This is a genomic window from Ancylobacter terrae, from assembly GCF_045108345.1.
Classification (GTDB): Bacteria; Pseudomonadota; Alphaproteobacteria; order Rhizobiales; family Xanthobacteraceae; genus Ancylobacter.
On the sequence record NZ_JBJGXH010000001.1, the window covers coordinates 84,944 to 109,194 of the forward strand.

Consider the following 24,251-nt stretch of genomic DNA (forward strand, 5'->3'; position numbering starts at 1 on the left):
CTCACTCTGCCGCGTCGGCGCCGCCCGGCTGGCGGGCCACGCCGAAGCGCCTGGCGACGTAATCCTCGACGATCTTCTTGAAATCCTCGCGCAGCGAGGGGCCGCGCAGGGTCATCGCCTTCCGGCCGTCGATATAGACCGGGGCGGTGGGGAACTCGCCGGTGCCGGGCAGGGAGATGCCGATATCGGCGTGCTTGGATTCGCCCGGACCGTTGACGATGCAGCCCATCACCGCGACGTTCAGCGTCTCGACGCCGGGATAGTGCTTCTTCCACTCGGGCATGGAGGTGCGGATGAAGTCCTGCACCTCGAAGGCGAGTTCCTGGAAGGTGGTGGAGGTGGTGCGCCCGCAGCCGGGGCAGGCGGCGACCAGGGGCACGAAGGTGCGCAGGCCCATGGTCTGCAGCATCTCCTGCGCCACGGTGACCTCGCGGGTGCGGTCGCCGTTCGGCTCGGGGGTGAGCGAGACGCGGATGGTGTCGCCGATGCCCTGCTGCAGCAGCACGCCCATGGCGGTGGACGAGGCGACGATCCCCTTGGAGCCCATGCCCGCCTCGGTGAGGCCGAGATGCAGCGCGTAGTCGGCGCGTCGCGCGAGTTCGGCATAGACGGTGATGAGGTCCTGCACCGCCGAGACCTTGGCGGAGAGGATGATCTTCTCGCGCGGCAGGCCGATCTCCTCGGCCAGCGCGGCCGAGAGCAGCGCCGAGCGCACCAGCGCCTCGCGGGTCACGGCGCGGGCATCGGCCGGGCGGGGCAGCTTGGCGTTGGCGTCCATCAGCGCGGTGAGCAGGTCGCCGTCGAGCGAGCCCCAGTTGGCGCCGATGCGCACCGGCTTGTCGTGGCGGATGGCGGCCTCGACGATGGTGGTGAAGTGGCGGTCGCGCTTCTCGCCGAAGCCGACATTGCCGGGATTGATGCGGTATTTGGCCAGCGCGGCGGCGCAGTCCGGGTAATTCGCGAGCAGGATGTGGCCGTTATAGTGGAAGTCGCCGACGAGGGGGGTGTCGAGCCCCATCTTCGCGAGCTTCTCGCGGATTTCGGGCACCGCGGCGGCGGATTCCTCGCGGTCCACCGTGATGCGCACGATCTCCGAGCCGGCGCGGGCGAGCGCGGCCACCTGGCGGGCGGTGGCCTCGGCATCCGCCGTGTCGGTGTTGGTCATCGACTGCACGACGACCGGCGCGCCGCCGCCGACCATCACGGAGCCGACGCGCACGCCGACGGTGAGCCGGCGCGGGGCGGGGCCGGCGGCTTCGAGTTCGGGGGCGACGATCGGGGAGGGGGATGCGGCGTGGCTCATGGGGCGCCCATTGTGTCGGCCGATTGTGACGTGGCAACGGATATCGCCCGACAGAACCGACCGGCGCGAGGTAGACGCACGCGGGCGGCGCGTCAATCGCGGCGCTCCTGCCGCGGGGCTACGCCGCGTCGCGTTCGCGGCAGGCCGCGCAGGTGCCGGCGATCTCGATCACCGGGTTCTTCGGCGTGAAGCCGGCCGAGCGCGTCGCCCAGGCGAGGTCGCGCTCGACCGCATGCGAGGCGAGCTCGGCGGTGGCGCCGCACCGCTCGCAGATCAGGAACACCAGCACGGCATCGGGGCCGTGCTCGTGGCCGCACGCCACATAGGCGTTGCGGCTCTCGATGCGGTGGACGAGGCGTTCGGCGGCGAGGAAGTCGAGCGCGCGGTAGACCGACATGGGCGGGGGGCGATCGCCGGCGCTGCCCAGCCGCTCGACCAGCTCATAGGCGCCGAGCGGCACGTGGCTGTCGGCCAGCGCCTGCAGCACCCGCCGGCGCAGCGGCGTGAGGCGTCCGCCGCTGAAGCCGCAGCAGGCCTCTGCGCGCGCCATCACCTGCGCGACGCAGGCGGCGTGGTCGTGGTCGGGTGAGAGCGTGTCGGCCAAGACGATGATCCTTCGCACCCCCGATATGGGGCCGCGCCTGAGACTTACGAAGGGTAGCCCGGCGATCACAAACGCGAAACCATGTTGCGCGCCGGCACGGCGGCGCGTCCGCACGGTCATGCATGTTGCGCAACAGCATGGTAGCCTGCCGCGACGCCGCACGCCGGGCGCGTGGGTTCTGAACGGTCGAGGAGACTATCGCATGCTCAAGGGAAAGAACGCCGTCATCACCGGGTCGACCAGCGGCATCGGTCTCGCCTATGCCCGCGCGCTGGCCGCCGAGGGCGTGAACGTCACGCTCAACGGCTTCGGCGATGCCGCCGCGATCGAGAAGGAGCGCTCGGGCATCGAGAGCGAGTTCGGGGTGAAGGCGATCTATTCGGCCGCCGACCTGACCAAGGCGTCGGAATGCGCCGCCCTCGTCAAGTTCGGCGAGGACACGCTCGGCTCGGTCGACATCCTCATCAACAATGCCGGCGTGCAGCATGTCGCCCCGATCGAGGAATTCCCTGATGACAAGTGGGACCTGATCATTGCGCTGAACCTGTCGGCCGCCTTCCACGCCATCAAGGCCGCGGTGCCGGGGATGAAGGCGCGCAAATGGGGCCGCATCATCAACACCGCCTCGGCCCATGCGCTGGTCGCCTCGCCGTTCAAGTCGGCCTATGTCTCGGCCAAGCACGGCATCGCCGGCCTGACCAAGACCGTGGCGCTGGAGACCGCCACCTTCGGCATCACCTGCAACGCCATCTGCCCCGGCTATGTGTGGACGCCCCTGGTCGAGAAGCAGATCCCCGACACCGCCAAGGCCCGCGGCATCACCGAGGCGCAGGTGAAGGACTTCCTGCTCGCCGAGCAGCCGACCAAGGAATTCGTCACCGTCGAGCAGGTGGCGGCGCTCGCCGTGTTCCTCGCCGGCGACGCGGCGAAGTCGATCACCGGCTCGCTGCAGCAGATCGACGGCGGCTGGGTGGCCGAATGAGCGGGGCGACGGACGGGATGCGGGCTGATGGCTGAGAGGACGAAGGGCGCCGGCGCGGCGGCGAAGAAGGCGGCCTCCGCCGCGAAGAAGCAGGCGCCGGTGGCCGAGGCCACGGACACGCCCGCCACCGGGACGCCCGCCGCTGCGGCCGCCACCACCGAGACGGCGGCGAGCGCGATGGCGGTCAACGGCCCGGCCGGGCCGGAGGCGGTGAAGCGCGTCGGCCCGTCCGCCCGCACGTCGGCGACCCTCAAGCCGATCAACCTCGCGCTGCAGGGCGGGGGCGCGCATGGCGCCTTCACCTGGGGCGTGCTGGACCGTCTGCTGGAGGATGGCCGCATCGCCATCGAGGGCATTTCCGGCACCAGCGCGGGGGCGATGAACGCCGCCGTGCTGGCCTCGGGCCTCGCCTGCGGCGGCAATGACGGTGCGCGCGAGGCGCTCACCAATTACTGGCGCGACGTCTCCAAGGACGGGCGGACCAGCCCGCTGCAGCGCACGCTGATCGACCGGCTGATGGGCAACTGGTCGCTCAACATGAACCCGGCCTATATCGGCTTCGACGTGATGAGCCGGTTCCTCTCGCCCTACGACTTCAACCCGCTCAACATCAATCCGCTGATGGAGCTGATCGAGAAGCACGTGAACTTCCGCGAGGTGCAGTCCTGCGGCCATGTGCACGTCTTCGTCAGCGCGACCAATGTCCACACCGGCAAGGTGAAGGTGTTCTCGAAGCGCGAGCTCACCGCGCAGGCGGTCATGGCCTCGGCCTGCCTGCCTTTCCTGTTCCAGGCGGTGGAGATCGACGGCGTGCCCTACTGGGACGGCGGCTACATGGGCAACCCGGCCATGTTCCCGTTCTACAACGCGGTGAAGACCGACGACATCGTGCTGGTCCAGATCAACCCGATCATCCGCCGCGAGACGCCCAAGACCGCCCGCGACATCCAGAACCGGATGAACGAGATCACCTTCAACGCCTCGCTGCTTGCCCAGCTGCGCGCCGCCGAATTCGTCTCGCGCCTGCTCAACCAGGGCAAGCTGGCGGAGAAGGGCGAGGGGATCGAGGGCTATCGCGACCTGCGCATCCACCGCATTGACGGTGCCGAGAAGCTGGTGGCGCTCGACGCCTCGACCAAGATGAACGCGGAATGGGAGTTCCTCCAGTTCCTGCGCGATATCGGGCGGGAATCGGCGGATTTCTTCCTCGAGCGGCATTTCGACGATATCGGCGAACGCTCGACCCTCGACGTGCGCGAGGAACTCGCGAAGAAGTAGGGCAATCGTGCGCGCGGGGTGCTTGCCCCGCGCCGGCTTCCGGGCCATCTCCTGCCTATGCCCGACGACATCCCCTCCCGCGTCCTGCACCGCGACGGCCTGGTGCTGGTGATCGACAAGCCGGCCGGCCTGCCCGTCCACAAGGGGCCGAAGGGCGGCGAGACGCTCGCCGACCATCTCGACGCGCTGCGCTTCGGCCTGCCGAACCCGCCGGAGCTGGCGCACCGGCTCGACAAGGACACCTCCGGCTGCCTGGTGCTGGGCCGGCACCGCAAGGCGCTGGCCGATCTCGGCAAGGCGTTCGCCGGCGGCACGGTCGGCAAGACCTATGTCGCGGTGGTGCGCGGCGTGCCGGAGCAGACGGGCGGGCGGATCGAATTGAAGCTCGCCAAGCGCTCGCCGACGCGGGGCTGGTGGATGGCGGTCGATCCGGCGGGGCAGGAGGCGATCACCGACTGGCGGCTGCTGGCAGAGGGGGAGGGGCTGGCGGCGCTGGCGCTCTGCCCGGTGACCGGGCGGACCCACCAGCTCAGGGTCCATCTCGACGCCATCGGCCACCCGATCCTCGGCGACAGCATCTATGGCGGCGCCTCGCGCCTGCCCGGCGGGCCGGTGCTGCACCTGCATTCGCGCCGGGTGGTGCTGCCGCGCGGGCGCAGCAAGCCGCCGCTCGACGTGCGCGCGCCGCTGCCGTTCCACATGCGCGCGACGATCGCGGCGATGCGGTTGGAGCCGGCCGCCATCGAGGCGATGGCGGATGCGGTCGACTTCGCCGACAAGAAGGCGGGCTCCGGGGGCTGATCCCGCCCCCGGGCCGGGTGGGCCGCTAGCCGAGGCGGCGGGCGACCTCGGCGCCGATCTGGCCGGCGCCGAACAGGCCCGGGGTTGGGTGGGTGATGATGCTCACCGGCGTCGCGGCAAGGCGCGCTTCGTGCGGGGGATGCTCCTCGAACGCCTCGCGGAACGGCGAGTCATGGATCAGCGGGGCGAGGCCGGCGGAGACGCCGCCGGCGAGGTAGACGCCGCCGCGCGCGCCGAAGAGCAAGGCGAGATCGCCGGCGATGCGGCCGAAGATGCGCAGGAAGCAGCGGCAGGTCTCGAGCGCATCCTCGCGCCCGGCCAGCGCCGCGGCGATGACCTGTTCGGAGGTCAGCCGGTCGCCGCTGAAGATGGCGTGCATGCGGGCGAGCCCGGCGCCCGACAGCGCGTGCTCCACAGCCACCGGCCCGAGCGCGCGCACCAGATGGGCCAGCAGGCGCGCTTCCTCGGCATTGGTGGCGCCGAGCCGGCACAGGCCGCCCTCGCCGGTGACGACGGTGAGCCGGCCGCCCTCGCGGATCAGCCCGGCCACGCCGAAGCCGGTGCCCGGCCCGCACACGAGGACCGGCGCCTCCGGCACCGGCGCGCCGCCGCCCACCGCGATGAGGTCGGCGCCGGTGAGCGCCGGCACCCCGCGCGCCAGCGCCTCGAAATCGTTCTGCACCACCAGTTCCTGCCAGCCGAAGGCGGCGCGCAGCTCGCTGCGGGCGAAGCCCCAGTCGCGGTTGGTGAGCTTCACCCGCTCGCCGTCCGCCGGCCCGGCGATGGCCAGCACCGCCGCCTTGACCTCGGCGTTGCGCGCGGCGACGTCGTGGGCGATCAGCGCCTCGAACCCGGCGAAATTCTCGTTGCGGTAGATGCGGATATCGACCGGGGCGGGGTCGGTGCCGACCAAAGCGAGGCGGGAGGAGGTGCCGCCGACATCGGCGATGAGGACGGGATGCGACATGGGCCTGCTGTGTGAGGGGGCGGGGGGAATGGGGACCGGCGCGGGTGGATAGGAACCGGTCTCGGCGCGTTCGGCAAGCCCTGATGGGTGCGGCGCGGGAGGCCGGTCGGTGCGGTGGGGGTGACCGATCGCGATGAGGCGACCGATCGGAACATCTGGCGCATGAGGCCTGCCGGCGGTCCTCCCCTTCCGCCCGGTCGTGATAAGGAAGGCGCAAACCCCGCAGCGTGTTCCCGATCCCATGGCCAAATCGACGACCTCTTCTCCCCGCGCCCGCCGTCCCGGTGCTTCCGGCCGCCCTGCCGCCTCCGCTCCCGCCGCGCCGCGCCCGCCGGGACTGCCGGCGCGGCGCGCCGCCGTGGATGCGGTGGCCGCGGTGCTGACCAGCCAGCGCCCGCTCGAGGAAACCCTCGACCGGCTGGTGCGCGATCTCGACGAGCGCGACCGGGGCCTCTCCCGGATGATCGCCGCCACCGTGCTGCGCCGGCTCGGCACGCTGCGGGCGATCGTCGGGGCGATGCTGGAGAAGCCGCTGCCGGCCAAGGCGCAGCGGGTGGAGATCATCCTGCTCGCGGGGGTGGCGCAGATCCTGTTCATGGACGTGCCCGACCATGCCGCCGTGGACCTCTCGGTCTCGCTGGCGGAGGGCGAGGCGGCGACCGCCGGCTACAAGGGCCTCGTCAACGCCGTGCTGCGGCGGGTGGCGCGCGAGGGCGCGGTGCGCCTCGCCGCGCTCGGGGACACCGCCCCCGACCTGCCGGACTGGCTGCGCGCGGGCTGGACGCAGACCTACGGCGCCGGGGCGGTGGCAGCGATCGCCCGGGCGCTCGAGGTCGAGGCGCCGCTCGACATCACCACCGCCGGCGATCCGGCGCCGTGGGCGGAGCGGCTCGGCGGCCGGCTGCTGCCGACCGGCTCGGTCCGGCTCGCCGAGGCGGGCGCCGTCACCGCGCTGCCGGGCTTTGCGGAGGGGGCCTGGTGGGTGCAGGACGCCGCCGCGGCGCTGCCGGCGCGGCTGCTGGGCGACATCGCCGGATCGCGCGTCGCGGATCTGTGCGCGGCGCCGGGCGGCAAGACGCTGCAGCTCGCGAGCGCCGGGGCGCGGGTCACGGCGGTCGACCGCTCGGGCAGCCGGCTGAAGCGGCTGCGGCAGAATCTCGACCGGCTGGGCCTCGCGGCGGAGGTGGTGGAGGCCGACGCGACGCAATGGCGGCCGGCCGCGCCCGATGACCGGCCGTTCGACGCCGTGCTGCTCGATGCGCCCTGCTCGGCGACCGGCACGATCCGCCGCCATCCCGATGTCGCCTGGACCAAGACGCCGGCCGATGTGGCGAGCCTCGCCGCGCTGCAGGCGCGCCTACTGGCGCATGCCGCCGATCTTCTGCGCCCCGGCGGGCGTCTCGTCTATTCGACCTGCTCGCTGGAGCGCGAGGAGGGCGAGGCGCAGATCGAGCGGCTGCTGGCGGCGCGGGCCGACCTGGTGCGCGAGCCGGTCCATCCCGGCGAGGCGGGCATCGCGGCCGCGTGGATCACCCCGGCCGGCGAACTGCGCACGCTGCCGAGCCACCTGCCCGATCCCGACCCGCATCGCGCCGGGCTCGACGGCTTCTTCGCGGCGCGTCTGCGGCGGCTGTGAGGGGGGAATACGGCATTGCCCTGTTGGCCGGCCCGGCGCCTTTGGCTAGACTCCGCGCCAGCATGGTTCGCGCGGCGCACCCGCCGCGGCGGAAAGCCGTGCGCGCTTTGGGGAGAAGGCCCGACGGGCCGGCGAATCGGCCGGCCGTTCGCGGCCTGGGGGCGGATGCGCGGCATCCGCGAAGCGGTGGCGGGTGGTGGGGTTCAACTTCCGCGGCAATCCGGCGGACCGGTTACGGCTGGGCGTCTTCGTGGTCGGCGCGGGCTGGCGCAAGCTGCGCTCGCGCGTGCTGGCGCAGCGCTGGCTGCCGCTCGGCAGCGGCTCGGTGCCCGTTTCCACCCGCCTGCTGATCGCGCCGCAGGACCTGCGCACCGGGGACGCCACCCGCGCCACCGAGATCTATGCCGGCCGCTTCGCCTTCGCCGGCAAGGTGGTGAGCGCGGAGGGGCGCTCGCCCTTCGAGATCGAGCCGCCCTCGGTGGAATGGAGCGAGGCGCTGCTCTCCTTCGGCTGGCTGCGCCACATGCGCGCGGCGGGCTCGACCATCGCCCGGGCCAATGCGCGCGCGCTGGTGAGCGACTGGATCGCGCTCAGCCAGCGCCGTGATCCCGCCGGCTGGGATATCGAGGTGGTGGCGCGCCGGGTGATCTCCTGGCTGACGCAGTCGCCGCTGATCCTCCAGGACGCCGACCAGGCGTTCAACCGCCGCTTCATGCGCTCGCTCGCCGTGCAGACCCGCTACCTGAAGCGCGCCGGGCCGATCGGGCGCGACGGTTATCCCCGCCTCGTCGCCACCATCGCGCTCGCCTTCGCCGCGCTGTGCATGGCCGAGCAGGGCCGCCTGCTGCGGACCGCCCAGCGCCGGCTGTGCGACGAACTCGACCGGCAGGTGCTGCCCGATGGCGGCCATATCGGCCGCAACCCGGGCCTGCTGATCGAATTGCTGCTCGATCTGCTGCCGCTGCGGCAGGCCTTCAACGCGCGCAACCTGCCGCCGCCGCCGGCGCTGCTGAACGCCATCGACCGCATCATGCCGATGCTGCGCTTCTTCCGGCACGGCGACGGCGCCTTCGCGCAGTTCAACGGCATGGGGCCGACGCCGGCCGATTCGCTCGCCACCGTGCTGGCCTATGACGACACGCGCGGGGCGCCGGTGGCGAACGCGCCCCATTCCGGCTACCAGCGCCTCGAGGCCGGGGGAACGGTGGTGATCGCCGATACCGGCCCCGCCCCGCCGCTCGGGCTGAGCGGGGAGACCCATGCCGGCTGCCTCGCCTTCGAGCTGTCCTCCGGGCGCTCGCGCATCGTGGTGAACTGCGGCATGCCGGCGACCGGGCGGGAGGCGTGGCGCCCCGCCGCGCGCCAGACCGCGGCCCATTCCACCGTGGTGATCGAGGACACCTCCTCCTGCCGCTTCCTCGCCGAGGGCACGCTGATGCGGCTGTGCGGCGCGCCCATCCTCGAAGGGCCGGCGGAGGTCCCGGTGGAGCGGCTGGTGCGCGAGGAGGCGCAGTTCCTGCGCGCCTCGCATGACGGCTATGCCCGGCGCTTCGGCGTGCTGCACGCCCGCTCCTGGCGGCTCTCGCCGGACGGCGACCGGCTCGACGGCGAGGACGTGCTGCGCGCGGCGAACACCCGCAAGGCGGCCCGGCACACGGCCGACGAATGGGTGGCGCGCTTCCACCTCTATCCCGGCGTGGTGCCCACCCTGCTGCCCGAGGCCGAGGCGGTGCAGCTCACCCTGCCGAGCGGCGAGACCTGGCTGTTCACCGCGCCGGGTCACGAGGTCGATATCGAGGAGAGCGTGTTCCTCGCCGCCACCGGCGGGCCGCGCCGCACCGACCAGATCGTCGTCTCCGGCGACGGCCGGGCGGTGCCGCGCGTGGTGTGGACCTTCCTGCGGGTGGCGCCGGCGCCGGCGGCGGAACCGCGCCCGCGGCGCTGAACGGGTTTGCGCCGGGGGGCATGACCGCCGGGGCCGGCGGGCATGCGTCGGCCGAGGTTCACGTGGCGGCGCGGACGTGATAGGGCGGCGGCTCCGGCCCGGCGGGCGATCCCGTCGCGCCATCCCTTTTCCGTTCCGCAGCCCGGCTCCGCATCATGTCCAGCGATATCCGCCCCGTCGCCCGCGCGCTTCTGTCGGTTTCCGACAAGAGCGGGCTCGTGCCCTTCGCCACCGCGCTCGTGGCGCGCGGGATCGAGCTGGTCTCGACCGGGGGGACGCGCCGCGCTCTCGCCGACGCCGGGCTGAAGGTCGCCGACGTCGCCGACCTCACCGGCTTTCCCGAGATGATGGACGGGCGGGTGAAGACGCTGCACCCGCGCGTGCATGGCGGCATCCTCGCGGTGCGCTCGGACCCCACCCACCAGGCCGCGCTCGCCGCGCATACGATCCAGCCGATCGACCTCGTGGTGATCAACCTCTACCCGTTCGAGGCGACGGTGGCGAAGGGCGCTTCCTTCGACGACTGCATCGAGAACATCGATGTCGGCGGTCCCGCGATGATCCGCGCCGCGGCCAAGAACCATGACGACGTCGCGGTGGTGGTCGACCCGGCCGACTATGAGGGCCTGCTCGCCGAGCTCACGGAGTTCGGCGGCACGCGCGGGGCGACGCGGCTGCGGCTCGCCCACGCCGCCTTCGCCCGCACGGCGGCCTATGACGCGGCGATCTCCAACTGGCTGGCGGGTGAGCGCGCCGACACCATTCCCCCGGTCCGGGCCTTTGGCGGGCGGCTGTCGGAGAAGCTGCGCTATGGCGAGAACCCGCACCAGGAGGCCGGCTTCTACCTCACCGGAGATCCGCGCCCCGGCGTCGCCTCGGCGCGGCAGGTGCAGGGCAAGGCGCTCTCCTACAACAACCTCAACGACACCGATGCCGCCTTCGAGGCGGTGGCCGAGTTCGATCCGGCCCGCGCGGCGGCGGTGGTCATCGTCAAGCATGCCAATCCCTGCGGCGTCGCCGAGGGGGCGAGCCTCGTCGAGGCTTATACCCGCGCGCTCGCCTGCGACCCGACCTCGGCCTTCGGCGGCATCGTCGCGCTGAACCGCACGCTCGACGAGGAAGCGGCCAAGGCGATCGTCGAGATCTTCACCGAGGTGATCGTGGCCCCCGGCGCCACCGAGGAGGCCGCCGCCATCGTCGCGGCGAAGAAGAACCTGCGCCTGCTGGTCACCGGCGGCCTGCCGGATCCGCGCGCGGGCGGGCTCACCGCCAAGTCGCTCGCCGGCGGCCTCTTGGTGCAGACCCGCGACAATGCGGTGGTCGACGACATGGAGCTGAAGGTGGTGACGCAGCGCGCGCCCACCCCGCGCGAGCTCGCCGACCTCGCCTTCGCCTTCCGGGTGGCGAAGCACGTCAAGTCGAACGCGATCGTCTATGCGAAGGACCTCGCCACCGTCGGCATCGGCGCCGGGCAGATGAGCCGGGTCGATTCGGCCCGCATCGCCGTGCAGAAGGCGAAGGACGCGGCGGCCGCGGCGGGGCTGGCCGAACCGCTGACCAAGGGCTGCGTCGTCGCCTCCGACGCCTTCTTCCCCTTCGCCGACGGGCTGATGGCGGCGGTGGAGGCGGGCGCCACGGCGGTGATCCAGCCGGGCGGCTCGATCCGCGACGCCGACGTGATCGCCGCGGCGGATGCGGCCGGCGTCGCCATGGTGTTCACCGGGGTGCGCCACTTCCGGCATTGAGGGGGCGAGGCCTCCCCCCTAACCGCGTGGAAAACCTCGACGTCGTTCGCCCTCATCCCCGGGCTTGACCCGGGGACCCAACTTGCCAGAGGCGGTGCATTCCCAAGCTGGGTGCCCGGGTCAAGCCCGGGCATGAGGGAGCGTCTCTGGGCCGAGAACGCGTCTCGAGGCAATCGGCTCAGAACCGGTAGGTCACGCCGGCGCCGATGATCCACGGGTTCAGGTCGGCCTTGCCGGTCAGGTAGGTGTCGTCGACCACGACGCTGAAATCCGGCTCGAGGAAGAGCTTCTTCACGTCGACGTTGATGCCCCAGTGGCGGTCGATCATGTAGTCGAAGCCGGCCTGGAGCGCCCAGCCGAAGGTGTTCTTGACATGGATCGCCTGCGCCGCGTCGGCATCCTGGCTGAAGAACACGGTGTAGTTCACGCCGGCGCCGACATAGGGCTTGAACGCGCCGAAATCGGTGAAGTGGTACTGCAGGGTCAGCGTCGGCGGCAGCAGCCAGGTCGAGCCGATCTGGCCGAGGCCGGCCAGCGTGCCGGCGCCGTCAATGTCGTGCGGGGTGACGCCGAGGATCAGTTCGGCGGCGAAATTGTCGGTGAAGTAGTAGGTGATGTCGAGTTCGGGCACGATCGCGCTCGAATAGTCGAGGTCCGAGCCCGGCACGCCGTTCACATGGCCGCCGCCATCGGGAATCACGCCGAGCACGCGCAGGCGGATCTGCCACGGGCTCAGCGGGTCTTCCACCGGCGCCGGCGCCTTGTAGACCGGCGCGGGCGTGCCCATGTCCGCGGCCATCGCCACCCCCGGCAGCGCCATCCCCAGCGCCGCGCCGGCGAGAGCGAATGCCAGTGCCGCTTCGATCGGTTTCGTCATCGTCCAAACCCCGTTGTGTTCTTGTTGGATGCGTAGAGGCTCACCCCGGGGCAGGTTCGCTCCTTGATCCAGGTCAATCGCCACGCTGCGGGCGCGAAGGCGCCCGTTGTATGACGCCCGGTTGTTGCCGTACCGCAACATTTCCGACGCCCTGCCGTCATCCGCCCGTGCAGTGTAAGGTGCCGGGACAAGCGCCCCGCGATGCACGGGGCGAAACAGGGCAGGAGCGTGTGGCATGGGTATCGAGGGCTTCCTCGCGAATGAGGATGAGCGCGCGGCACGGGCGCTGATCGAACAGACCGATCTGATCCTGGCCGCCACCGACGACGACGTGCCGAACGACTTCGCCTCGCGGCTGTTCGCCGGGGCGGTGGCGGAGGATGTGCGGCTCTACGGCCCGCACGAACTCGCCGCGCTGGCACGGCAGAGCTTCCGCCATCTCCAGCAGCGCGCGCCGGGCCGGCCCGACATCGCCGTCACCTCGCCGGAGGCGGCGGGGGGCGAGCGGCTGCAGGCGATCAGCGTGATCGAGGTCGTCAACGACGACATGCCGTTCCTGCTCGATTCGGTCATGGCGGAACTGACCGAGCGCTCGCTCACCGCCGATCTCGTGGTGCACCCGATCCTGCGGGTCGAGCGCGATCCGGCCGGCCGGCTGCTCGGCCTCTCCGCCGGCGGCACGCGCGAGAGCCTCATCCACATCCATGTCGCGCGGCTCGACGAGGCGGCGCGGGCGTCGCTCGGCGAGGGGCTCGCCGAGGTGCTGCGCCAGGTGCGGGCGGCGGTGGAGGGCTGGCAGCCCACCACGGAGGCGGTGAAGGGCACCATCGAGCGCCTTGCTGCCGCGCCGGTGGCGGCGGCGGAGATCGACGAATCGACCGCCTTCCTGCGCTGGCTGCTCGACGGCAATTTCACCTTCCTCGGCGCCCGCCACTACCGGGTCGAGGGCGAGGGGGCCGGCACGCTGGCGCCGCTGGAGCAGGGCGGCACCGGATTGCTGGCCGATCCCGCGCTGCGGCTGTTCCGGCGGCTGGAGGGGCAGCCGGTGCAGGGCATCGACCTGCGGCAGCTGCTCGACGAGCCCTCGGTGCTGATCGTCACCAAGTCGAAGACCGTCTCGCTGGTGCACCGGCGGGTGTGGATGGACGTCGTCATCGTCAAGGAATTCGGCGCGGGCGGCCAGGCGCTCGGCGCCTTCGCCATCGCCGGCCTGTTCACCGCCACCGCCTATACCAGCTCGGTGCGCTCCATTCCGCTCTTGCGGCGCAAGGTGGCGGCGGCGCTGGAGAAGGCGGGCTTCTCGCCCGAGGGCCATTCGGGCCGCGCGCTGGTCAAGGTGATGGAGAGCTTTCCGCGCGACGACCTGTTCCAGATTTCCGGCGCGACGCTGTTCCACTTCGCGCTCGCCATCCTCCAGCTCGACGAGCATCCCCGCGTGCGGGTGCTGGCCTATCGCGAGCGCTTCGACCGCTTCGTCTCGGTGCTGGTGTTCGTGCCGCGCGACCGCTACGGCAGCCATGTGCGCGAGCGCATCGGCGCGCATCTGGCCGCCGCGTTCGGCGGCGAGGTGGCGCAGTTCCGCCCGCTGTTCCTCGACGGGCCGCTGACCCGCGTGCATTTCATCATCGAGCGGACCACGCCCGATGCGCCCGATCCCGAGCGGCCGGAGCTCGAATCGGTGGTCGCCGGCATCATCCGCACCTGGGAGGACGGTTTCGCCCGCGCGCTCGCCCTGGTGCACGCGCCCGAGCGGGCCGAGGCCCTGCGCCGGCGCTATGCCAGTGCCTTCCCGGCGGCCTACCGCGCGGCCTATGCGCCGGAAGCCGCGCTCGCCGACATGCGGCTGATCGAGAAGCTGGGCGAGGCGCATCCCGTGGCGGTGGATTTCCACCGGCTCGACGGCGCGGACGCCTCCACGGTCGGCCTCAAGGTGCTGAGCCGGGCGCGCCCGCGCCCGCTGTCCGAACGCGTGCCGCTGCTGGAGGCCATGGGCTTCGTGGTGGTGGACGAGCGCACCGTGACCGTCACGCCGGCGACGCCGGCCGGCGCCCCGGGCGTGCCGGTCTACCTGCACGACATGGTGCTGGGCCGCCGCGGTGGCGGGCCGATCGCGCTCGATGCGCTGGAGAGCCGGCTGCATGCCTGCCTGATGGCGGTGCTGACCGGGCAGGCGGAAAGCGACGGCTTCAACGCGCTGGTGCTGAGCGCCGGCCTCGAATGGCGCGACATCGCGCTGATCCGCACGCTGGCGCGCTACCTGCGGCAGGCCGGCATCCCGTTCAGCCAGGACTATCTGTGGGCGACGCTGAACGCGCATCCGAAGATCGCCGCAGACCTTGTCGCGATGTTTCACGCCCGTTTCGACCCGGGCGAAGACGGCGGTTGCGCAACCACCGTGTTCTATGCGCGCGAGCGGATCGAGACGGCGCTGGCCGATGTGGCGAGCCTCGACGAGGACCGCATCCTGCGCCGCTTCGCCAACCTGATCGAGGCGGCGATCCGCACCAATTTCTACCAGACCGGGGCCGATGGCCATCTGAAGCCGGCCATCGCGGTGAAATTCGCCAGCCACGAGGTCGAGGCGCTGCCGCTGCCGCGTCCGTTGTTCGAGATCTTCGTGCATTCGCCGCGCGTCGAGGGCGTGCATCTGCGCTTCGGCCGGGTGGCGCGCGGCGGGCTGCGCTGGTCCGACCGGCCGCAGGATTTCCGCACCGAGGTGCTCGGCCTGGTCAAGGCGCAGCAGGTGAAGAACGCGGTGATCGTGCCGGTGGGGGCGAAGGGCGGCTTCGTGCCGAAGCAACTCCCCGTCGGCCCGCGCGAGGCGATCCAGGCGGAGGGCACCGAGGCCTACAAGCTGTTCGTCGCTTCGCTGCTCGACCTTACCGACGATTTCGAGGGGATGGGCGTGGCGCACCCGCCCGCCACGGTGCGGCACGACGGCGACGATCCCTATCTCGTCGTCGCCGCCGACAAGGGCACCGCCACCTTCTCCGACACCGCCAACGCCATCTCGCTGGCGCGCGGCTTCTGGCTGGGCGACGCCTTCGCCTCGGGCGGCTCGGTCGGCTACGACCACAAGCAGATGGGCATCACCGCGCGCGGCGCCTGGGAGGCGGTGCGCCGGCATTTCCGCGAGATGGACGTCGACATCCGCACGACGCCCTTCACCGTCGCCGGGGTCGGCGACATGTCCGGCGACGTGTTCGGCAACGGCATGCTGCTGGAGGACACCATCAAGCTGGTCGCCGCCTTCGACCACCGCGACATCTTCCTCGACCCGAACCCCGATCCGGTGCGCGCCCATGCCGAGCGCAAGCGCCTGTTCGGCCTGCCGCGTTCGAGCTGGGCGGATTACGACACGGCGCTGATCTCCGATGGGGGCGGCGTGTTCTCGCGCTCGCTGAAGAGCATCCCGCTCAGCCCGGCCGTGCGCGCCGCCATCGGGCTCGACAAGCCGGCGGCCTCGCCGGCCGAGGTGATGAGCGCGATCCTGCGCGCGCCGGTCGACCTGCTCTGGTTCGGCGGCATCGGCACCTATATCCGCGCGACGGCCGAGACCGACGCGCAGGTCGGCGACCGCGCCAACGACGCCATCCGCATCACCGGCGCCGAGGTGCGCGCCAAGGTGATCGGCGAGGGCGCCAATCTCGGCGTCACCCAGCGCGGGCGCATCGAGGCGGCGCGCCGCGGCGTCAGGCTCAACACCGACGCGATCGACAATTCGGCCGGCGTGAACACCTCCGACGTCGAGGTGAACATCAAGATCGCGCTCGGGCCGGCGGTGCGCGAGGGCCTGCTCGACGCGCCGGCGCGGGCCGAATTGCTGGCCAGCATGACCGACGAGGTGGCGCGCCTCGTGCTGCGCAACAACTACCTGCAGACGCTGGCGCTCTCGCTGGCCGAGCGGCGCGGGGCGGGCGAACTCGGCTTCCACCAGCGCCTCATCCACGCGCTGGAAGGGCGCGGCCTGCTCGACCGGGCGGTGGAGTTCCTGCCCTCCGACACCGAGATCACCGAACGGCGCGGGCGCGGCGAGGGGCTGACCCGGCCCGAACTCGCCGTGCTGCTGGCATATGCCAAGCTGACCCTGCACGCCGACCTGCTGGAAACCAGCGTGCCGGATGATCCCTATCTCTCGCGCGAGCTCGACGCCTATTTCCCGCCCGAGCTGCGCGCGCGCTTTCCCGAGGGCGTGGCGCAGCACCGGCTCAGGCGCGACATCATCGCCACGCAGCTCTGCAACGCCATGATCAACCATGGCGGGCCCTCCTTCGCCGCCCGCCTCACCGACGGCACCGGCGCCGACATGGGCACCATCGCCAAGGCCTATGCGGCGACCTTCGACGGCTTCGACCTCGGCGCGCTCAACGCCGCGATCGACGCCCTCGACGCGAAGGTGCCGGGTGCGGTGCAGCTCGACCTCTATACGGCGGTGCAGGATCTGCTGACCGACCGCTCGGTCTGGTTCCTGCGCAATGTCGACCTGCGCGCTAGCCTCGACGACATCGTCGCGCTCTATGCCGCGGGTGCCGAGGAGGTGGCGCGGGTGCTGCACGAGGTGGTGCGCGGGCTGGTGCCGGAGGAGGTGCGCGCGAAGCACGATGCGCGCATCGAGGCGTGGACGCAGGCCGGCGTGCCCGAGCCGCTGGCCCGGCGGGCGGCCTCGCTGCCCGCGCTCGGCGCCTCCACCGACATCGTGATGATCGCCAGCCGCTGCGGCGCGCCGATCGCCGACGTCGCCACCACCTATTTCGCCATCGCCCTGCATTTCGGGCTTAACCGCGTGCTCGACCAGGCGCGCACGCTCAACGTCGCCGACTATTACGACCGGCTGGCGCAGGAGCGGGCGCTGGCGAGCTTCGAGACGGCGGTGCGCCGGCTCACGGCGGAGGTGCTCGCCGGCTTCGGGCCGGGGGTGGCGGGGGTCGAGGCCTGGGTCGAGGCCCGCCGCGCCGAGGTCGAGCGCGCCCGCAACGCCGTGCACGAGATCGCCGGTTCCGGGCTCAGCGTCTCGAAGCTCTCGGTGGCGGCGAGCCTCCTGGGCGATCTGGTGAAGGGGTAGTCGGGCGGTCGCTGCCGACCGGCGCAGGCAAAAGGGTGCCACGCCCGTCATGATGCCCCGTCATGGCCGGGCCTGTCCCGGCCATCCACGCCTTTCGGGCGGGCTGTCGCGGGGCGGGAAGACGTGGATCCCCGGGACAAGCCCGGGATGACGGACGCGTTCGACGGCGCGCAGGCCTGCTGCGTTCCGATATGGCTGTCATCCCGGACGGCCGCAGGCCGGGCCGGGATCGTCAGGAGATTGGTCGGGCGGCGATCCCGGCTTTCCGCTTCGCCGTGGCCGGGATGACGGCGAGGGGGCGTCGGGTGCTCGCCATGCCGATGGCGCGCATCGTCACGACCGTCCCGGACCTTATCCGGGTAACAGCCCCGGCCATCCCCGTCTTCCGGGCGGGTTGGTAGCGATCCGAAGACATGGATGCCCGGCACGGGGTCGGGCATGACGCCTTGCGGTCACTCGTGAGCCTGCGGCCAGTCCGCGCTTTCGACCTGATCCGCCGCCACCTGTCCCTCACCCCATGCAGGCGTCTTCCGCGGCGCTGTAGCCGGGGGGCTTGGGGGCGTTGTTCTGCGGCTGGCCGCGCCCCAGCGCGCCGTCGGAGCGGGCGCGCAGATAGATGAAGATGGCGTCGATGAAGCACATGACGTTCGGGTTGGTGCCGAAGGCCGGCATGACCAGATCCTGGCTGGCGCTGACGTTCTTCTTGCCGTTGGTGACGGTGTCGAGGAAGCCGCTGTAGTCCAGCGTCTGCAGCGCGTCGACCAGCGAGGGCGCGAAGGAGGAGCCGAGCCCGTCCGGGCCGTGGCACTGCATGCAGTTCGCGGTGTAGCGGATGTAGCCGACCGAGGTGTACCAGTCGACGGTGCCGTCCTTCTGGATGCTGAAGGTGGGGTTGCCGGCCTTGTCGGCATATTTGCCGTCGGTCGAGGTGACGGCGGCGGGGTCGCCCGAGCCGTCGGCGGCGAGCGGCGCGGTGGTCAGCAGCAGCAGGGCGGCGACGGCGGCGGCGCGGCGGGCGGCGATACGCGCGGACGGACCGTTGGTCAGACCTTCGGACATGGCTTCCTTCCCCGCCCCGGCGTCTTGTTGCGGGCGACGCGCGTGAGGCCGGGTGATGCTCGCGCCGGCGGGGAGGGCGGTCAAGCGGGCGAGGGGCGAGCTTCGCTGGCCGGATCGCCACGGCGGCGTCGCCTTCTTTTCTCCGGCGGGGCGGGGAACGCGATTGGCGAGGCGGTCCGCCGGCGAGGTGCGGGAGCGCAAGACGCCGTCTGGCCGGGCTGGTCCCGGCCATCCACGCCTTCCGGGACGGCGCGGCAAAGACGGGAATCCCCGGGACGGGCCCGGGGATGACTAATGGAATCTGGCGATCCTTGTTTCCCGTCTCCCGCCGGGGAAGGGACCCTGCCATGGGGCACGGCTCAAGCCGCCTGCCGACAGGTTCCGCGGGTCGGTGAGGTAGGCTCGCGCCGGACAGGGCGTAGCCCCTCACCTTACCCCCTCCCCGCTGGGGAAAGGGGATCGACGGGGGGCGTCGGCCGGCGCCGCCTCACGCCGCGGCGGTGCGCTTGTTCTGGCGGTTGGAGATGAGGTCGTCGACCACGGTCGGGTCGGCCAGCGTCGAGGTGTCGCCGAGGCTGCCGAACTCGTCCTCGGCGATCTTGCGCAGGATGCGGCGCATGATCTTGCCCGAGCGGGTCTTGGGCAGGCCGGGGGCGAACTGGATGAGGTCCGGCGCGGCGATCGGGCCGATCTCCTTGCGCACCCAGACGACCAGCTCCTTGCGCAGCTCCTCGGTGGGCTCCTCGCCGGCCATCAGCGTGACATAAGCGTAGATGCCCTGGCCCTTGATGTCGTGCGGGTAGCCGACCACGGCGGCCTCGGACACCTTCGGATGGGCGACGAGGGCGGATTCCACCTCCGCCGTGCCCATGCGGTGGCCGGAGACGTTGATGACGTCGTCGACGCGGCCGGTGATCCAGTAATAGCCGTCGGCATCGCGCCGGCAGCCGTCGCCGGTGAAGTACTTGCCGGGATAGGTCGAGAAATAGGTCTGCACGAAGCGGGCATGGTCGCCATAGACCGTTCGCATCTGGCCGGGCCAGGAGTCGGCGATGACCAGGTTGCCCTCGCAGGCGCCGGCGAGTTCCTTGCCCTCGGCATCCACCACCTGTGGGACGACGCCGAAGAAGGGGCGCGTCGCCGAGCCGGGCTTCAGCGCGGTGGCGCCGGGCAGCGGGGTGATGAGGATGCCGCCCGTCTCGGTCTGCCACCAAGTGTCGACGATCGGGCAGCGGTCGTCGCCGACGACGCGGTGATACCACTCCCACGCTTCCGGGTTGATCGGCTCTCCGACCGAGCCGAGCAGGCGCAGGGACGCGCGGGAGGTCTTCTTCACCGGCTCGTCGCCCGACTGCATCAGCGCGCGGATGGCGGTGGGGGCGGTGTAGAAGATGTTCACCTTGTGCTTGTCGATCACCTCCCAGAAGCGGGAGTTGGTCGGGTAGTTCGGCACGCCCTCGAACATCAGCGTGGTCGCGCCGTTGGCGAGCGGGCCATAGACGATGTAGCTGTGGCCGGTGACCCAGCCCACATCCGCCGTGCACCAGTAGATGTCGCCCTCGTGATAGTCGAACACGTACTGGTGGGTCATCGACGCATAGACGAGATAGCCGCCGGTGGTGTGCAGCACGCCCTTCGGCGTGCCGGTCGAGCCGGAGGTGTAGAGGATGAAAAGCGGGTGCTCGGCGTCCACATGGGCTACCGGGCATTCGCTGGTGACCAGCGCCGCCGCCTCGTGCAGCCACACGTCGCGGCCCGCCTCCATGTTCACCGCGCCGCCGGTGCGGCGCACGACGATGACGTGGTCGACCCCGCCCGCGACCTTGGCGATGGCGGCGTCGACATTGGCCTTCAGCGGCACCTTGCGGCCGCCGCGCAGGCCCTCGTCGGCGGTGATGATGACCTTCGACCCGCAATCGGCGATGCGGCCGGCGAGGCTGTCCGGCGAAAAGCCGGCGAAGACGATGGAATGCACCGCGCCGAGCCGCGCGCAGGCCAGCATCGCGAAGGCGGCCTCCGGGATCATCGGCAGGTAGATGGTGACGCGATCGCCCTTCTCGACGTTGCGGTTGCGCAGCACGTTGGCGAAGCGGCAGACCTCGTCATGCAACTCGCGATAGGTGATGGAGCGCGACTGCGAGGGGTCGTCGCCTTCCCAGATGATCGCGACCTGGTCGCCGCGCGTGGCGAGATGGCGGTCGATGCAGTTGTAGGCGACGTTGGTGATGCCGTCCTCGAACCACTTGATCGAGACGTTGTGCGGGTCGAACGAGGTGTTCTTCACCCGCGTATAGGGCGTGAACCAGTGGATGCGCTTGCCTTCCTCGCCCCAGAAGGCGTCCGGGTCGGCGATCGAGGCATCGTAGCGCGCCTGATAGGCGGCGGCGTCGACGAAGGCGCGGGAGGCCCAGGCGGCGGGGACTTCATAGATCTTGTCGGACATGGCGGATCTCCCTGGCTCGCGAACGTCAGTCGGCGTCCGTCTTGTTCGTGCGAATTATGGGGGAGATGGACCGGCCCCGACAAGCAGGCGATGGGGACGACTTTCGGTGAGCGACTTTGGTCGGTCGGTAATTTCCCGCGCGGGAGCGGGGGCGGGCGGTCCCGTCAGCCGCCCGGCCGCGGCCGCCAGACGGTGGTGCGCTTGATCTCGGCATCCTCCAGCTCGCGCGTCACCGGCACGCCATAGACTGCCACCGGTTCGAGCCGCGCGCGCGGCAGATAGGCGCGGCCGGGATCGCCGATCCACACCTGCGCCCCGCGTCCGGAGAGGGCGAACAGCCAGTCGAACACCCGCGCGCCCAGCTCGCGCTCATAGGCGATGTCGCCGGCGAGCACGACGTCCCAGCCGGCGTCGGCGCCGATCAGATCCTCGCCGGTGGCCGCGAGCGCGACGCCGTTGGCGCCGGCGTTCAGCGCGATCGCCGCCTGCGCGAAGGGATCGATGTCGGCGGCGGTGACGCGGGCGGCGCCCGCCGTCATCGCGGCGATGCCGACGAGGCCGGAGCCGGCGGCGAAGTCGAGCACCGTTTTGCCGGCTACGATGTCCGGGTTGTCGATGATGTGCCGGGCAAGCGCCTGCCCGCCGGCCCAGGCGAAGGCCCAGAACGGCGGCGGCAGGCCCAGCGTCTCCAGCTCCTCCTCGGTGCGCTGCCAGATCGGCACCGCCTCGTCGGCGAGGTGAAGGACGATTTCCGGCACCAGCGGCACGCGGCGCAGCCGCGTCTCGGCGCGGACGAAGGCGGCGGGGTCGGTCATGCCGGCCGGCGGACGCCGCGCGGCATCAGCGGGCGCCGGCCAGTTCGAGCACGATGTCCCATTCCGCGTCGGTCACCGGCTGCACGGAGAGGCGCGAATATTTCAGCAGCGCCATTTCGGCGAGGCGCGGCTCCTGCTTGATCTGGGCGAGCGAGACCGGACGCGGCAGCGCCTCGACGGCCTTGAGATCGACCATCACGAACACGCCCTTGGGGTCGCCCGGATCGGGATAGGCCTCGCGGATCACCTCGACGATGCCGACGATCTCCTTGCCCTCGTTGGAGTGGTAGAAGAAGCCGCGGTCGCCGGTCTTCATGGCGAGGAGCTGCTGCTTGGCGAGGTGGTTGCGCACGCCGTCCCAGTGGGTGCCCTTGGCGCCGGCGGCGACCTGCATGTCCCAGGACCATTTGAAGGGTTCGGACTTGTAGAGCCAGTGTGCCATCTCAGCCTTCGGCCTTCTGGGGACGCGCCATCAGGCGGTCGATCGCCTGTTCGATATCGTGGTCGCCATGGAGCACCGATTCGACCGCCGATGAAATGGGCATGTCGATGCCGCGCGCCCGCGCCATGACCGCCAGCACGCGGGCGGTGATGGCGCCCTCGGCGAGCTTGGCCGGGGGGGGCTCGCCGCGGCCGATGGCAAGGCCCAGCGCGTAGTTGCGCGACTGGTCGCTGGAGGCGGTGAGGATGAGGTCGCCGAGCCCCGACAGGCCGGTGAGCGTCTCGGTGCGGGCGCCGAAGCTGCGGCCGAAGCGGGTGAGCTCGGCGAAGCCGCGGGCGATCACCGCCGCGCCCGCGCTCGCCCCGAGCCGGCGCCCGGCGACGATGCCGGCGGCGATGGCCAGCACGTTCTTGGCCGCGCCGCCGATCTCGACGCCGCGCAGGTCGGTGCTGTGGTAGAGCCGGAACGCGGTCGAACCCAGCGCGGCGGCGAGCGCCTCGGCGAGATCCGCCTCGCGCGCGGCGAGGGTGACGGCGGTGGGCAGGCCGCGCGCGACGTCGGCGGCAAAGCTCGGGCCGGAGAGGATGGCGGGCGTCGCCTCGGGGATCGCCTCGGCGAGCACCTCGCTCATGAACAGCGCGGTGCCGAGTTCGATGCCCTTGGCGCAGACCACGAGCGGCGTGCCGGCCGGCAGCAGCGGGCGCAGCGCGCCCGCCGTCTCGCGCACCGCCTGGGCGGGCACCACCAGCAGCACGGCGTCGCAGGCGGCGAGGGCGGCGAGGTCGCCGACCGGGCGCACGCTGTCGGCGAGCGGCACGCCCGGCAGATGGCGCTCATTCGCCCGGCTCGCCGCGAGATCCGCGACGAGGCCGGCATCGCGCGCCCACAGCACCACCTCGCGCCCGGCGCGGGCCGCGGCATTGGCGAGCGCGGTGCCCCAGGAGCCGGCGCCGGCGACGCCGATGGTGCGGAAGCGCGTCATCGCTCAGGCCGCTCCCGCCGCCGTCCGCGTCCAAGTCCGCGTGCCCGTGCCGGGTCGAGCCGGGGCCAGGGCGGCGGCGGTGGCGCCGTCGGTCGGGGGGCGTCGCCTCATGCGTCCTGCCGCAGGTCGTTCAGCGGCCAGCGCGCGCGGGGCGGGGTGTCGAGCCCGTCGGTGAGGCCGAGGGCGAGGCGCTCGGCGCCGGCCCAGGCGATCATCGCGCCATTGTCGGTGCACAGTTCCGGCGGGGGCACGGCAAGGCGCGTGCCGCCCTCCGCCGCCACCTTGTGCAGGGTACGGCGCACCGCCTCGTTGGCGCCGACGCCGCCGGCGAGCACCAGCGCGGTCGGCTTGTCGCCGCGCGCGCGCATCAGCCGCATGGCGACCCGCACCCGGTCGGCGACCATGTCGACCACCGCCGCCTGGAAGGAGGCGCACAGGTCCGCGACATCCTGGTCGGAGAGGGGCGCGATCTTCTGCGCCTCCAGCCGCACCGCGGTCTTGAGGCCGGACAGCGAGAAATCGGGCTCGTTGCGCCCCAGCATCGGGCGGGGCAGGGCGAAGCGGGCGGGATCGCCGTCGCGGGCGGCGCGCTCCACCGCCGGGCCGCCGGGATAGGGCAGGCCGAGCACCTTGGCGGTCTTGTCGAAGGCCTCGCCGATGGCGTCGTCGATGGTGGCGCCGAGACGGGTGTATTCGCCGACGCCGGAGACGCTGACGAGCTGGGTGTGCCCGCCCGAGACCAGCAGCAGCAGATAGGGGAAGGCGATGCCGTCGGTGAGCCGCACGGTGAGCGCATGCGCCTCGAGATGGTTCACCGCCACCAGCGGCTTGGCCGTCGCCAGCGCCAGCGCCTTGGCGGTGGTGAGGCCGACGATGACGCCGCCGATCAGGCCCGGGCCGGCGGCGGCGGCGATGGCGTCGAGCTGGGAGAAGCGCAGCCCCGCCTCGTGCATGGCGCGCTCGACCACCCGGTCGAGCACCTCGACATGGGCGCGGGCGGCGATCTCCGGCACCACGCCGCCATAGGCCAGATGCTCCTCGAACTGCGAGAGGATCACGTTGGAGAGGATCTGCCCGGCGCCCGGGGCGGTGCGGCGCACCACCGAGGCGGCGGTCTCGTCGCAGGTGGTCTCGATGCCGAGCAGGATGAGATCGCGCATGATCGCCCGCGTGCCTTCCGGTTTCCCCACCCCGCCGGTATCGGCGGGATTGCCGGCGGCACCGCCGACCCGATCCCGACGCGGCGGAATCCGGCCGAGGCTTCCCGTCGGTCCGCCGGAACGGCTATCATTGCCGGGCGGCCCGGCGCA

General features: G+C 71.8%; 17 protein-coding genes. 7 read left to right on the forward strand and 10 right to left on the reverse strand.

Annotated elements, in window-relative coordinates; translation table 11 throughout:
- Position 1: 1 nt before the first annotated feature.
- Together ispG and ACEUEL_RS00425 are read right to left on the reverse strand one after the other, a co-directional pair.
- Positions 2-1,303 carry a flavodoxin-dependent (E)-4-hydroxy-3-methylbut-2-enyl-diphosphate synthase gene (gene ispG / locus ACEUEL_RS00420; protein ID WP_405701013.1) on the reverse strand — a complete coding sequence of 434 codons (1,302 nt, stop codon included), beginning with the start codon at positions 1,301-1,303 and terminating at the stop codon, positions 2-4.
- A gap of 118 nt (positions 1,304-1,421) precedes the next feature.
- Positions 1,422-1,853 (reverse strand): Fur family transcriptional regulator, encoded by a 432-nt coding sequence (locus ACEUEL_RS00425; RefSeq protein ID WP_405706492.1) that lies wholly within the window; start codon positions 1,851-1,853, stop codon positions 1,422-1,424.
- A gap of 256 nt (positions 1,854-2,109) precedes the next feature.
- Between ACEUEL_RS00425 and ACEUEL_RS00430 the strand changes: the two genes are divergently transcribed.
- From ACEUEL_RS00430 to ACEUEL_RS00440, 3 genes are read left to right on the forward strand one after another with little or no spacing between them, the layout of a single operon-like run.
- On the forward strand, positions 2,110-2,889 hold the full coding sequence (locus ACEUEL_RS00430; RefSeq protein WP_405701015.1) for a 3-hydroxybutyrate dehydrogenase: 780 nt from the start codon (positions 2,110-2,112) through the stop codon (positions 2,887-2,889).
- 27 nt (positions 2,890-2,916) lie between these two features.
- Complete coding sequence (locus tag ACEUEL_RS00435) at positions 2,917-4,167, forward strand: patatin-like phospholipase family protein (RefSeq protein WP_405701017.1); 1,251 nt, start codon at positions 2,917-2,919, stop codon at positions 4,165-4,167.
- A 57-nt stretch (positions 4,168-4,224) separates the two neighbouring features.
- Positions 4,225-4,968 carry an RluA family pseudouridine synthase gene (locus tag ACEUEL_RS00440; protein WP_405701018.1) on the forward strand — a complete coding sequence of 248 codons (744 nt, stop codon included), beginning with the start codon at positions 4,225-4,227 and terminating at the stop codon, positions 4,966-4,968.
- 25 nt (positions 4,969-4,993) lie between these two features.
- On the opposite strand, the gene ACEUEL_RS00445 is transcribed toward ACEUEL_RS00440, so the two are convergent.
- Positions 4,994-5,935: a glucokinase gene (locus ACEUEL_RS00445; protein ID WP_405701020.1), complete on the reverse strand. Its 942-nt coding sequence runs from the start codon at positions 5,933-5,935 to the stop codon at positions 4,994-4,996.
- A gap of 241 nt (positions 5,936-6,176) precedes the next feature.
- Between ACEUEL_RS00445 and ACEUEL_RS00450 the strand changes: the two genes are divergently transcribed.
- The 3 genes from ACEUEL_RS00450 to purH all read left to right on the forward strand — a co-directional run bounded on the left by ACEUEL_RS00450 (position 6,177) and on the right by purH (position 11,261).
- On the forward strand, positions 6,177-7,571 hold the full coding sequence (locus ACEUEL_RS00450; RefSeq protein WP_405701022.1) for an RsmB/NOP family class I SAM-dependent RNA methyltransferase: 1,395 nt from the start codon (positions 6,177-6,179) through the stop codon (positions 7,569-7,571).
- A 196-nt stretch (positions 7,572-7,767) separates the two neighbouring features.
- The gene (locus ACEUEL_RS00455; RefSeq protein ID WP_405701024.1) at positions 7,768-9,516 is read left to right on the forward strand and encodes a heparinase II/III family protein; all 1,749 of its coding nucleotides are present in this window, start codon (positions 7,768-7,770) and stop codon (positions 9,514-9,516) included.
- Positions 9,517-9,671: 155 nt separating this feature from the next.
- Positions 9,672-11,261, forward strand: a complete 1,590-nt coding sequence (gene purH, locus ACEUEL_RS00460; protein WP_405701025.1) for a bifunctional phosphoribosylaminoimidazolecarboxamide formyltransferase/IMP cyclohydrolase — start codon at positions 9,672-9,674, stop codon at positions 11,259-11,261.
- Between the two features lie 178 nt (positions 11,262-11,439).
- Here the strand turns inward: purH and ACEUEL_RS00465 are convergent, their stop codons facing one another.
- A complete protein-coding gene (locus ACEUEL_RS00465) occupies positions 11,440-12,138 on the reverse strand; it encodes an OmpW/AlkL family protein (RefSeq protein WP_405701028.1) in 699 nt (232 codons plus the stop codon).
- A gap of 235 nt (positions 12,139-12,373) precedes the next feature.
- Between ACEUEL_RS00465 and ACEUEL_RS00470 the strand changes: the two genes are divergently transcribed.
- Positions 12,374-17,200 carry an NAD-glutamate dehydrogenase gene (locus ACEUEL_RS00470; protein ID WP_405701030.1) on the forward strand — a complete coding sequence of 1,609 codons (4,827 nt, stop codon included), beginning with the start codon at positions 12,374-12,376 and terminating at the stop codon, positions 17,198-17,200.
- A gap of 510 nt (positions 17,201-17,710) precedes the next feature.
- On the opposite strand, the gene ACEUEL_RS00475 is transcribed toward ACEUEL_RS00470, so the two are convergent.
- The 6 genes from ACEUEL_RS00475 to tsaD all read right to left on the reverse strand — a co-directional run bounded on the left by ACEUEL_RS00475 (position 17,711) and on the right by tsaD (position 24,101).
- The gene (locus tag ACEUEL_RS00475; RefSeq protein ID WP_405701032.1) at positions 17,711-18,259 is read right to left on the reverse strand and encodes a c-type cytochrome, methanol metabolism-related; all 549 of its coding nucleotides are present in this window, start codon (positions 18,257-18,259) and stop codon (positions 17,711-17,713) included.
- Positions 18,260-18,746: 487 nt separating this feature from the next.
- Positions 18,747-20,702, reverse strand: coding sequence for an acetate--CoA ligase (gene acs / locus ACEUEL_RS00480; RefSeq protein ID WP_405701034.1), 1,956 nt, complete (start codon positions 20,700-20,702; stop codon positions 18,747-18,749).
- A gap of 164 nt (positions 20,703-20,866) precedes the next feature.
- On the reverse strand, positions 20,867-21,517 hold the full coding sequence (locus ACEUEL_RS00485; protein ID WP_405701036.1) for a class I SAM-dependent methyltransferase: 651 nt from the start codon (positions 21,515-21,517) through the stop codon (positions 20,867-20,869).
- Between the two features lie 25 nt (positions 21,518-21,542).
- Positions 21,543-21,959 (reverse strand): EVE domain-containing protein, encoded by a 417-nt coding sequence (locus ACEUEL_RS00490; RefSeq protein WP_405701038.1) that lies wholly within the window; start codon positions 21,957-21,959, stop codon positions 21,543-21,545.
- A 1-nt stretch (position 21,960) separates the two neighbouring features.
- The gene (locus ACEUEL_RS00495) at positions 21,961-22,941 is read right to left on the reverse strand and encodes an NAD(P)H-dependent glycerol-3-phosphate dehydrogenase (RefSeq protein WP_405701040.1); all 981 of its coding nucleotides are present in this window, start codon (positions 22,939-22,941) and stop codon (positions 21,961-21,963) included.
- Positions 22,942-23,048: 107 nt separating this feature from the next.
- A complete protein-coding gene (gene tsaD / locus ACEUEL_RS00500) occupies positions 23,049-24,101 on the reverse strand; it encodes a tRNA (adenosine(37)-N6)-threonylcarbamoyltransferase complex transferase subunit TsaD (RefSeq protein WP_405701041.1) in 1,053 nt (350 codons plus the stop codon).
- Positions 24,102-24,251: the final 150 nt, after the last annotated feature.

Coding starts and splice junctions, on each gene's coding strand:
- ACEUEL_RS00450 (WP_405701022.1), top strand. CDS start 6,177: ATGGCCAAATCGACGACCTCTTCTCCCCGCGCCCGCCGTCCCGGTGCT.
- ACEUEL_RS00495 (WP_405701040.1), bottom strand. CDS start 22,941: ATGACGCGCTTCCGCACCATCGGCGTCGCCGGCGCCGGCTCCTGGGGC.
- ACEUEL_RS00430 (WP_405701015.1), top strand. CDS start 2,110: ATGCTCAAGGGAAAGAACGCCGTCATCACCGGGTCGACCAGCGGCATC.
- ACEUEL_RS00440 (WP_405701018.1), top strand. CDS start 4,225: ATGCCCGACGACATCCCCTCCCGCGTCCTGCACCGCGACGGCCTGGTG.
- ACEUEL_RS00425 (WP_405706492.1), bottom strand. CDS start 1,853: ATGGCGCGCGCAGAGGCCTGCTGCGGCTTCAGCGGCGGACGCCTCACG.
- ACEUEL_RS00490 (WP_405701038.1), bottom strand. CDS start 21,959: ATGGCACACTGGCTCTACAAGTCCGAACCCTTCAAATGGTCCTGGGAC.
- ACEUEL_RS00470 (WP_405701030.1), top strand. CDS start 12,374: ATGGGTATCGAGGGCTTCCTCGCGAATGAGGATGAGCGCGCGGCACGG.
- purH (WP_405701025.1), top strand. CDS start 9,672: ATGTCCAGCGATATCCGCCCCGTCGCCCGCGCGCTTCTGTCGGTTTCC.
- acs (WP_405701034.1), bottom strand. CDS start 20,702: ATGTCCGACAAGATCTATGAAGTCCCCGCCGCCTGGGCCTCCCGCGCC.
- ispG (WP_405701013.1), bottom strand. CDS start 1,303: ATGAGCCACGCCGCATCCCCCTCCCCGATCGTCGCCCCCGAACTCGAA.
- ACEUEL_RS00465 (WP_405701028.1), bottom strand. CDS start 12,138: ATGACGAAACCGATCGAAGCGGCACTGGCATTCGCTCTCGCCGGCGCG.
- ACEUEL_RS00475 (WP_405701032.1), bottom strand. CDS start 18,259: ATGTCCGAAGGTCTGACCAACGGTCCGTCCGCGCGTATCGCCGCCCGC.
- ACEUEL_RS00485 (WP_405701036.1), bottom strand. CDS start 21,517: ATGACCGACCCCGCCGCCTTCGTCCGCGCCGAGACGCGGCTGCGCCGC.
- ACEUEL_RS00445 (WP_405701020.1), bottom strand. CDS start 5,935: ATGTCGCATCCCGTCCTCATCGCCGATGTCGGCGGCACCTCCTCCCGC.
- ACEUEL_RS00435 (WP_405701017.1), top strand. CDS start 2,917: ATGGCTGAGAGGACGAAGGGCGCCGGCGCGGCGGCGAAGAAGGCGGCC.
- tsaD (WP_405701041.1), bottom strand. CDS start 24,101: ATGCGCGATCTCATCCTGCTCGGCATCGAGACCACCTGCGACGAGACC.